The following is a 10,517-nucleotide window of genomic DNA, read 5'->3' on the forward strand; positions in this document are numbered from 1 at the left end:
TTACAAAGTTTGTGCGCTCTCTGAGCTCCTTTAGGATTTTCACAACTTTTCTAATCTGGTCGAAGTCGAGATTAGCCAAAGGTTCGTCGAGGATTACCAGCCTGGGCTTTCCAATGAACGCCTGTGCTATAGCCAACCTTTTGCGCATTCCGGATGAGTAGTTTCGAATGGTCTCATCCAAGTAATCTATCTCAAAAAGATTGGCAACATGTTCAACTTCGTCTTTTTTGTAACCCCTTGCTCTGGCTATAAACTCGAGCCACTCCCTTCCAGTGATGAGGGATGGCACTGAGGGAGGGTCGAAGGAGACCCCGATTTCCCTCTTTAGCTCCTCGTTGCTCCAAGGGTCTCTACCAAAAACCCTGACGGTTCCGGAAGTAGGCCTATAAACACCGGCAACAATCTTGAGGAATGTACTTTTTCCACCACCATTGGGGCCTAAAATCAATGTCACCCCCTCGTTTATCTCAACGTTAATGCCATCAAGGGCAACTATGCTACCAAAACGCTTAATAAGACCCTCTGCCCTTATCATCTCTTACCCCTCCAGAGAATAGCAAAGAGAAACGAACCAAAGATTCCAGCTATAAGATATGCATCCTGAACTTTTCTTGTTGGATATGGTCTTTTGAACCGAATAAGGCACTGAGTCTCCCCGCTTCCTTTATAGAACACCACATAGTTGCCCTCGTGAGGAACCACGAACTCAGCCGAGAGGGTACCAATGAAGGAGAAGTTGACCAGGGGCTCTTTTTTAAGGGAATCAGCGATGTAAATTTCTCCTGAGCCTGAGGTACATGTTATTTCTGCTAGAGCCTTTGAGGGAAAGTAGAAGTCAATGTAGTTCAGGCTTGTTGAGGTGGAAGGCGTTAGCGAATGGGGACCAATAAAGTGCTCATCCTCCGAAAATTCCCGATAGTTGAGGTATGCCAAGCCCGGAAGGAGCATTAGAAAGAGCGATATAACCAGGGCGAGCCTCACAGAACATCCCTCCTCTCGGAAGCGATTACACCCAGAATTATAAGTAGGAGTGGAAGGAAGATACCTTGAAGGACAACTGATGAATCCAATAGAGAGGGGTTAATCTCCATAGCCCTAATGAAAAGGCTGAAAGGAGGCAATTTACCCCCACCTAAGGCATTAGATATGTGGACGATTAGGTAGCTCCCGATAAGCGTTGGAAACATGCCCCTAAGGACCATAGAAAGAAAAGCCGTCAGTGTTGCAACATAAACTAGTGCAAGGGTTATCAAAATGAGAGTTTTGAGAAAAGCTCCATCGAGAATAAAGGGAATATGTACAGCAACGGTTGCACTTGAAAGGAAGACCGAAAGGAACAGCGGGAAGTAAAACATCATAACTGTGAGAAACAGGAGAGAGACCAGCTTTGCGAGGAATATTTTGGACTTCCTGTAGGGGAGAGTGTAGAGGGTTAGCGCGTAACCGGTGTCCCTGTCGTGTCTGAAAATCAGCGTTCCGAGAAGGATTACCAGGAATGAGTAAACCGAAAAGCCCGCCCTCGGAAGAGATTTAAGCACGTGCCAGAACGCGCTACCGCTGAGAGAGAACGGAGATAACTCAACTGATACAGTGGAGGAGATAACGTGCACAGTGGAGTACGAGCTTAAATAATCTGAATGAACCGAGATAAAGCCCATAACAAGTCCAGCAAAGAACGTCATCACGACAAGTGGTCTGTTGAGCTCCCATGAAATCAAAGCCCTCATCCAGTTCACCCCCTAAGTGAGACCACAATTGCACCGGCAACGGCAAGCAAATACACATAGAGGAGAGGCGAGGTAGAGGGTTCGTAGGGAACAGTATTCCCAACGGCTTCAGCGTTGGTGTCGCTGAGAAGCAGGCCTCCAAGCTTTAGGCCATCATCCCCCGGAAATGCCCTGGTAGAGCCCATAAATGTCAGAAAACCGCAGGCCTGGAAATCCGCCCACCCAACACCCAAGAAAGATAGCAGGAACCCTGTTGATGGGTCGTAAAACGCCATTGCTTTTCCCCCAACTTGGAGGGCATTGCCCATCTTAACGTTGAAGGGAGTCGTCGTGATAATAATCGTTGGGGGTTTAAACGGGCGGTAGAAGGTGAGAAATGTCTCATTTAGAGTTTCAATTCTCGAAACAGTGACATTCAATCCACCGGGGCTCATAAAAAGATAGTCTCCGCTTTTGAGATAGGGATTGTGCCATAGGAGCGTCCTGCCGTATCTCCTTCCCGTTGGGTCATAGACGTAGCCGTCGGTGAGGTTCACTCGGTAGATGCGTCTCAGCTCAAGGCTTTTAAGATAAATCATTGATTGATTCTGAAAAGTGTCCACCATCACAAGCTCGTTCTCGTCCCAGAAGGGTGTAACATTCCCAAGGGTTCTAACCAGTACCCTCTTCCCTGAAACTCCCAGTTCAATCGTAGCCATATTGTTAGTGACATCCAGGATTCGGAAGGTAACCGTAACATTGCCCCTGTAATAAATTCCAACGGGCGCATCACTCACATTGTATATCATGACAAGAACCGAAGGGGCGTGGGGAGCGGTCCAGTTAACGGTTGTGTTTGTAATCGCTGAATACGTAAAATAGACACCTGGCTTGACCCAGTTGGGAGCGTAGTTCCATCCGACTGCTACATTAGAAAAGAGGGCAACCAAAAGCAGAAAAAAGAGGAGAAATTCCTTGCTCACTTGAGAGCACCTCCTGAAGTCTGAAGACAATACAAGGTAATCAAGAATTAAATGTGCTTTGAATTATTTAAGCATTTCTATTGGATAGCCGAATTTTAGAACCTCACTTAATGAAATTTTTAGACCCTCCCATCGCTCAGTTTTTCGATGAGCCGTCTCATGTGCTCGTCTATTGACTCGCTGACCGCCACGAAGACGACACCGTCATTAACTATCGCGTGGTCTCTAACATCGCCGAGGAACTTTAGAACTGCAAGTTTATCGTTGTATAGGAGCAGAAAATCGAGGCAGTCAATCACCACGAGTCCCCTTGAGCCACTTTTCTTGGCCTCAACCAGGTACTGGACTATAATATGCCTAAGCTTTTCAAGGGCCGTTGGAGGGATAGAATTATCAGAGGAAACCGAGGAAACTTTAAAAACGGACCAGTTCTTAGGAAACTCCCCGTCCTTCCGGGTAAGAAGCAGGAGTGGGGCATCACGGTATTTCTCAAGAAGGGACTTTAGCGTTCTATCCTCAACGAGCACGAGCCCCGTCGTTTCGACTTCGGGAACGCGCCCGCCCTTAAATAATCTCAGGCTCATAACCCTAACCGTTGCAATGGCGAACACAGTGATTCCAAAGGCCATCAGAGAAAATCCAAGTGGTGTCCCTGGAAGAACCTTGTAGAACAAAAGAACGGTCCCAATTGGGAGGAGGGACAGGGGTAGGATTACCCTTTTGAAGGTAACGTATGCGATGTAAGCTGTTATGAGGAGCATCATTCCTGAGTCCCCCGCGATTCCACCTACACCGACCGGAAGCTTTACTCCAGCGTATTTGACTACTCGATAAAGGACGTGAGAGAGAGGTATAAGCATGTACATCCACAAGAGCCTCGCGCTTTGGGGGTTGAACTCAACGGCATTTAGAACGATGTATAGAGAAATCGAGAGAGCAAAAAGATACGTCAGCACCTCCCTCAGGGGGGCGGGAACACCTGCAACCCTGAGAATCGCGTGGATGGAGAGAAAAATCCAGCCCGCAGCTGCGAAGGGATAAAACTTCCCAGAATTGCGGCATTTCATGACAAACAGGGCGGAGATTGTGAGGCTCAATGAGGCCATTATAACACCAAGCAGTTCGCTTATGTTCATTTAGCGCACCCCCCATTGGCTTTTATTTAAGGTAAGGGTACAAAACGTTTGTGATTTTGTCCAAACACCATACAAAAACCTTAAATACCCAAAGCCGTTACTCGCACCGATGCCGATGAGGGGGGAGTGTCTTCTCCGCTGGAATCACACCGGTGTCTGATTTTACTGATAACCCCCCTATTCTGGACTCCCGCTCTTTTGGAAAAACCTTGAGGAGGTTTGGACATGAAAGTAGACTTCAAGGCCATTGAGGAGAAGTGGCAGAAGCGCTGGCTTGAGGAGAGGGTTTTCGAGCCCGACAGAAACGCGAAGCCCAAGGAGAAGAAATTCTACATAACGGTAGCGTTTCCCTACCTTTCGGGGCACCTCCACGTCGGCCACGCGAGAACCTACACGATTCCCGACGTCATAGCACGCTTTAAGAGGATGCAGGGCTACAACGTGCTGTTTCCAATGGCGTGGCACATCACGGGAGCTCCAATAGTGGGCATAGCAGAGCGCATAAAGAACCGCGACCCGAAGACCATACACATCTACCGCGACGTCTACAAGGTGCCCGAGGATATTCTCTGGAAGTTCGAAGACCCCAAGGAAATCGTCAAGTACTTCATGAAGGCCGCGAAGGAGACCTTCATCAGGGCCGGCTTTAGCGTGGACTGGACGCGCGAGTTCCACACCACCTCACTCTTCCCGCCCTTCAGCAAGTTCGTGGAGTGGCAGTTCTGGACGCTAAAGGACATGGGGCTGGTCGTTAAGGGTGCCCACCGCGTCCGCTGGGACCCTGTTGTTGGAACTCCCCTCGGCGACCACGACATAATGGAAGGCGAAGACGTCCAGATTCTTGAGTACGTCATAATCAAGTTCATCCTGGAGGAGAACGGCGAGAAAATCTACCTGCCCGCGGCGACGCTCAGGCCCGAGACGGTTTACGGCGTCACCAACATGTGGCTCAACCCCAACGCCACCTACGTCAAGGCGAAGGTCAGGCGCGGTGATAGGGAGGAGACCTGGATAATCAGCAAAGAAGCGGCCTACAAGCTCTCCTTCCAGGACAGAGAGATAGAGGTCATCGAGGAGTTCAAGGGCGAGAAGCTCATCGGCAAGTACGTTAAGAACCCAGTAACGGGGGACGAGGTCATTATCCTGCCCGCAGAGTTCGTTGACCCGGACAACGCGACGGGAGTAGTCATGAGTGTTCCAGCGCATGCCCCCTTTGACCACATAGCCCTCGAAGACCTGAAGAAGGAAACCGAACTGCTCCTCAAGTTCGACATAGACCCGCGCGTTTTGGAGGACATCACCTACATCTCGCTGATAGAGCTTGAGGGCTACGGCGAGTTTCCAGCCGTTGAGGAGGCTGAGAAACTGGGCGTGAAGAGCCAGAGGGACAAGGAGAAGCTCGAAGAGGCCACAAAGAACATCTACAAGGCCGAGTACCACAAGGGAATCTTCAAGATTGAGCCCTACAAAGGCAAGCCCGTCCAGGAGGTCAAAGAGCTCATCGCAAAGGAGCTCCAAGAGAAGGGAATAGCGGAGATAATGTACGAGTTCGCGGAGAAGCCCGTCATCTCGCGCTTCGGCAACCAGGCCGTTATCAAGATAATCCACGACCAGTGGTTCATAGACTACGGGAACCCCGAGTGGAAGGGGAAGGCGAGGGAAGCGCTGGCGAACATGACCATCTACCCTGAGAGCAGGCGCGCGCAGTTCGAGGCTGTTATAGACTGGCTCGACAAGAAGGCCTGTGCCAGAAAGGTCGGCCTCGGAACGCCCCTGCCCTGGGACCCCGAGTGGGTTATCGAGAGCCTGAGCGACTCGACAATCTACATGGCCTACTACACGATAAGCAGGCACATCAACAAGCTCCGCGAGGAGGGCAGGCTCGACCCGGAGAAGCTCACGAGGGAGTTCTTTGACTACATCTTCCGCGAGGACTTCAGCGAGGAGAAGGAGAAAGAGCTTGCCGAAAAAACTGGAATTCCAGCCGAGACAATCCACGACATGAAGGAGGAGTTCGAGTACTGGTACCCGCTCGACTGGCGCTGTTCAGCTAAGGACCTGATACCGAACCACCTGACGTTCTTCATCTTCAACCACGTGGCGATATTCAGGCGCGAACACTGGCCCAAGGGCATAGCTGTGAACGGCTTCGGAACGCTTGAGGGCCAGAAGATGAGCAAGAGCAAGGGCAACGTGCTGAACTTCATAGATGCAATCGAGGAGAACGGGGCAGATGTTGTGAGGCTCTACATAATGGGTCTTGCCGAACACGACAGCGACTTCGACTGGCGCAGGAAGGAGGTCGGAAAGCTCCGCAGGCAGGTCGAGCGCTTCTACGAGCTGATAAGTGAGTTCTCAAGCTATGAAGCCAAAGAGGGCGTCGAGCTCAAAGCCATTGACCGCTGGATGCTCCACCGCCTTAACAAGGCCATCGAGGGAACCACCAAGGCCCTTGAGGAGTTCAGGACGAGGACTGCCGTCCAGTGGGCGTTCTACACGGTTCTCAACGACCTGCGCTGGTACATGCGCAGAACCGAGGGCAGGGACGACGAGGCAAAGCGCTTCGTCCTTAGAAAGCTCGCCGACGTCTGGGTCAGGCTGATGGCACCGTTCACACCGCACATCAGCGAGGAGCTCTGGGAGAAGCTGGGCGGAGAGGGCTTCGTGAGCCTGGCGAAGTGGCCAGAGCCAGTCCCCGAGTGGTGGGACGAGACTGTTGAAGCGGAGGAAGAGTTCGTCAAGGCCTTCATCGAGGACGTCAAGGAGATAATCCGCGTTGCGAAGATAGAGAACCCGAGCAGGGTTTACGTCTACACCGCCCCGGAGTGGAAGTGGAGAGTCATTGAGGTCGTTGCCGAGAAGAGGGACTTCAAGTCGGCGATGGCCGAGCTCATGAAGGACCCGGAGATGAGGAAGCACGGCAAGGAGATAAGCAAGCTGATACAGCGCCTTATAAAGGAGAGGGCCTTCGAGGTCAAGAGGATAGACGAGGAAAAGGCGCTGAGGGAAGCCAAGGACTTCATAGAGAAAGAACTCAGCGTCGAGCTGATAATCAACCCCGAGGAGGACAGGGGAGGAAAGAAGAAACAGGCAATGCCGCTGAAGCCCGCTGTGTTTGTTGAGTAAGTCTGTTTTTTATTTCTTTTTAAAGCCATTGTAACCCACGCACCAATGGGATAAACCGGCAGGAGGACAATCAGAGACGCCACTTTCAGGAGTTGGGTTTCCGTGACGGTGGGAGTTACCGCTATGACCAAGCTGAGAGTGTAGACTATGAGGGGAGGCACGAGTTCTTCCAAATAGGAGGAATGAATGCGGCCGCCGATCAAACCCAAGACCAGCCAGTAAAGCGCTATGACCGTCCAGAGATAGATGTTCAGCTGGAGGGGAATTATAAGAGGAGGAAGCATTAGAGCTGAAATAATCAACGCCTTAAATGGTGTTCTCGACAGCCTGAGCAGTGAGCCGAGGTAATAAGAGGGTAGCACCATAAAAATGATGACCCAGTACCATGTTTTTCCCAACGTCAATGTGACGAGGGGTAGAGAGAGAACCAAAACAAAGCCCCCAATCGTTAGTTTCCACCGTAGCGAAGATTTGAAAGTGTATCCAACCCCAACGATTCCCATTAAAGAGACGAGTTCCAGCCAGTAGGCTTTTTTTAGCCACGAAGAAAACCATAGGATTAAAAAGAAAATCAAAAGAGCACACTCTAAGAGTTTTTTACGCATTAGAACCACCTCTGTTAATAATCGTTTTCAGCGTCTTCTCTTGTTCCTTCTTTGGTTGGATAGTCCCCTGGTCTCCACACCTTCTTACTCAAATCGGGATTCGAATCCACCTGAGCACTCATGGCATGGTTCCACGTGTTGATATATATAGCTTTGTAGCTTGCTTTTCATCTTCTTTTTGAGCCATTTAAGTCCTAACCACTATATGAAGAGTTTTCCGCTATCTTGATAACTACCAGCCCATCCTCGGAAATCGATATCATCTGTAAGTGATTAGTGAACTCGCAGGAGACCTGATACCCTATAACCAGGCGTGTAGTGTTTTGCTCAGGAAAAAGAGCAAATTTAAAGACATTTTTATCCGTTATGACTTTCTTCTTGGTACAAGAAGGAGACACCGTGGCATTCATAGGATTTATACAGACTTCACAAGTTCCGTTGAGCTTTGAAACTATAATTACATCTAACTCAACTTCTCCATGACATGAGCTAACATGAGTCACATTATAGAGAGGATTACCGTCTATAAAAATCTCTGTTTTGATAGTATTTTCGGCTGTAGGTTCTTGTGATATCGCAAGCATAATAAGAGCTATGAGGATAAAAAAGAAAACAACAATCTTTTTCATCCAACTCACCTATTGAGAGCTCCCTCCGGGTCTATTTCAAACGTTATGTAATCCGACTTTTTCCATTTGCCTCCTAAGCGTGTTTGGTAACTAACTTGGACGTATTTATACCCAACAGTAATGCTAAGAGTTCCTCGTATTCCGTAAGTATGAACATACGTCATGGACACCCTTGTCCATCTACCTGACACTGATGGGGTTTTTGGTACGAAATACAGTCTAACGTATCCAGAATGAAGACTATCTGGGGTGTAATATGCAATTGCCCCTAGAGCAGAGCCTGCTCGTCTCATTTCTGGAGACGCATATACATCTCTGAATAATACTAAATCATCTGCCTCGTCCCAGATATAGTAAACGACATCATCAGAGCCCTCATAGAGCGGATTCTCGGTTTCCTTCCACAGGTAATTTCCCCACACCATCACATAATAAGGTATTTCTGGGTCATTCTGATAGAAATGTACACCTCCAACGTCTAGTAGCAAATCGTTATAATCTCCACTCAGGGGTTTAACTGGAGAGCTTTTAATAAACACGACGTGATCCCCTAGAAATCTAGCCAGCTTTATGATAACTTCTGGATTTCCTCCACCCTTGGAAGCAATGAACTCCATTAACTGTATCTTCTTTATGAGTTTTAGTATACTAACTTCTGAAGCTGTCAGCCCTGAAGCTTTTAATTCTCTGGCTTGTTTGATATCCTCAGGTGTTATTCGTTGAATTGAAATGAGGTCTTGATAGCTCACGGATACACTAAGATTGTTTTTGAGAAAGTTATATAACTTTGCTGTTGATATTTGATTTCCATAATCAATGACAACGGGGGCATTTGTGGGAGTTCCTTTCAGTTCCGTTGAAGAAGTATCCCCTGCAACCATCCCAATCATCAGCAGTCCCAACAGGACTGCGAACAGCGGCTTCCACCGCATAGGGGTCACCTCCGTAAAGTTGTCTGCAATGTCAACTGTAAAACTTATCCTTATAAGCTTTTCTTTTTATTATTAATAAATTATCTTCCTTTTTTTTCAAGTACAAAATTATTCCAACGTGGGTTTTCCTTATCGAACTTTCCAAAAGAAGCCTGAGTAAGAGATTTGCATGGTGATGCAACCAAGCAACATATCGCCAACAAAATACATCATTAACAAAAAACCAACCAGAGAAGAATTTCAACCCTGCTATCAATTCACCCCCAACTTATAAAACCTTTTCTCCGAAAACGCCTTAAAGAGAACGCCTTTGGCTTTTTCCGGTGTCTTCTATGCTCTTTGGCGAGGAAGCCTTTAAGAGAGAAGTTCTTTCAAAAATTTCGCCCCGGAATGAGCCACTCTTACTTTCTGATGGGCTCCACGTTGAAATGCTCGAACGCTTCCGCGTCCTCCAGTTTGCACCAATTAAAGCGGGAATGAACGTCCTTGAAATTGGTTGCGGGGCGCATGCCCTAACCACCGTTCCCCTCGCCTATCTCGTCGGCGACACCGGCCGTGTCGTTGCGGTTGACCGCTCCCGCTGGCGCTTCTTTGAGGAAGTTACCTCATCGGCCGGCGTAAAGCACAGGATAATCCCGCTCAAGCTCGACGCGCGGGAGTTGCCGTTCCCGTTCAGAGCCTTCGACCTGGCGGTTCTCGTCCACGGAGTCAGAAGCCTGAAGAGCGAGGAAACGATGGTTAAGGTCATCTCGGAGATGCTCCGGGTCTCGGAGCGGGTATTCATCGCGGAGAGCCTCCCTGTGGCAAACACCGAGCGACAGAGGGCGCACCTCGAACTCTACAACCTGCGTGAGGAAATCTTTGAGGCGCTGTTCGGCGAGAAGGACGACCTGCACTACCCGACGCTTGAGAGGCTCAAGGAGCTCGTTGAGCGGGCCGGTGGAAGGGTGGCCAAGAGCGGGACCTTCGAGCCCAAGTTGCCACACTACCTCGCTTACATTCCCCGCGAGTACGTGGAGAGGATAGAAGACGAGGAAAAGCGCGCCGAGCTTTTGAGAAGGTGGGAAGAAGCCCACGAAAAGTGGAAGGCCGGGGCGGAGCATCCTCCGGCCGGGTGGCTGATTGCAAAGCGCTGAAAAGAGAAACCCAGAAACATCAGGTCGAGAGGTTGCCATCCCACCTCCACAGGGAAAGTTCAAAAAGACTCCCCAGAAGGCCCAGCAGAATGGACGGTAGCAGGAGAAAGAGCAGAACTATCATAAATCCATCGCCCTCGGTGGGGCCAGATGCCGACGCTTCAACGAAGGAAGCCACGAGCCTTATTAGCCCCAACACGGCAGCGAGAACGACCGGAACCGCAATTAGAGAAGTCTTTGCGAGCTCTCTCGGCCCAACGCCGA

General features: G+C 49.5%; 10 protein-coding genes. 2 read left to right on the forward strand and 8 right to left on the reverse strand.

All coding sequences use genetic code 11. The features are described 5' to 3' along the window. The 5 genes from MVO87_RS02045 to MVO87_RS02065 all read right to left on the reverse strand — a co-directional run. The coding region (locus tag MVO87_RS02045; protein ID WP_297552017.1) for an ABC transporter ATP-binding protein at positions 1–535 on the reverse strand (535 nt) is incomplete at its 3' end. Further along, entirely contained in the window at positions 532–981 is a 450-nt protein-coding gene (locus MVO87_RS02050; protein ID WP_297515767.1) for a hypothetical protein, read from the reverse strand. The genes MVO87_RS02045 and MVO87_RS02050, both read right to left, overlap by 4 nt. Beyond that, positions 978–1,736, reverse strand: coding sequence for an ABC-2 transporter permease family protein (locus MVO87_RS02055; RefSeq protein WP_297515769.1), 759 nt, complete (start codon positions 1,734–1,736; stop codon positions 978–980). Before MVO87_RS02055 ends, MVO87_RS02050 begins: the two co-directional genes overlap by 4 nt. Continuing rightward, positions 1,733–2,689 (reverse strand): hypothetical protein, encoded by a 957-nt coding sequence (locus MVO87_RS02060; protein WP_297515772.1) that lies wholly within the window; start codon positions 2,687–2,689, stop codon positions 1,733–1,735. The genes MVO87_RS02055 and MVO87_RS02060 overlap by 4 nt, the downstream gene beginning before the upstream one ends. 119 nt (positions 2,690–2,808) lie before the next feature. Next, a complete protein-coding gene (locus tag MVO87_RS02065; RefSeq protein ID WP_297515775.1) occupies positions 2,809–3,825 on the reverse strand; it encodes a DUF835 domain-containing protein in 1,017 nt (338 codons plus the stop codon). 225 nt (positions 3,826–4,050) lie between these two features. Here MVO87_RS02065 and leuS point away from each other — a divergent pair, with 225 nt between their 5' ends. Next, a complete protein-coding gene (gene leuS / locus MVO87_RS02070; protein WP_297552018.1) occupies positions 4,051–6,951 on the forward strand; it encodes a leucine--tRNA ligase in 2,901 nt (966 codons plus the stop codon). Positions 6,952–7,750: 799 nt separating this feature from the next. Here leuS and MVO87_RS02075 read toward each other — a convergent pair. Beyond that, the gene (locus tag MVO87_RS02075; RefSeq protein WP_297513445.1) at positions 7,751–8,185 is read right to left on the reverse strand and encodes a hypothetical protein; all 435 of its coding nucleotides are present in this window, start codon (positions 8,183–8,185) and stop codon (positions 7,751–7,753) included. A gap of 5 nt (positions 8,186–8,190) precedes the next feature. Further along, positions 8,191–9,075: a hypothetical protein gene (locus tag MVO87_RS02080; protein WP_297513443.1), complete on the reverse strand. Its 885-nt coding sequence runs from the start codon at positions 9,073–9,075 to the stop codon at positions 8,191–8,193. 374 nt (positions 9,076–9,449) lie between these two features. Between MVO87_RS02080 and MVO87_RS02085 the strand changes: the two genes are divergently transcribed. Then, positions 9,450–10,253 carry a class I SAM-dependent methyltransferase gene (locus tag MVO87_RS02085; RefSeq protein ID WP_297513453.1) on the forward strand — a complete coding sequence of 268 codons (804 nt, stop codon included), beginning with the start codon at positions 9,450–9,452 and terminating at the stop codon, positions 10,251–10,253. A gap of 19 nt (positions 10,254–10,272) precedes the next feature. Here MVO87_RS02085 and MVO87_RS02090 read toward each other — a convergent pair. After that, positions 10,273–10,517: hypothetical protein (locus MVO87_RS02090; protein WP_297552020.1), on the reverse strand; the 245-nt coding region annotated here is incomplete at its 5' end.

The sequence above is a fragment of the Thermococcus sp. genome (assembly GCF_027063845.1).
Taxonomy (GTDB): Archaea; Methanobacteriota_B; Thermococci; order Thermococcales; family Thermococcaceae; genus Thermococcus.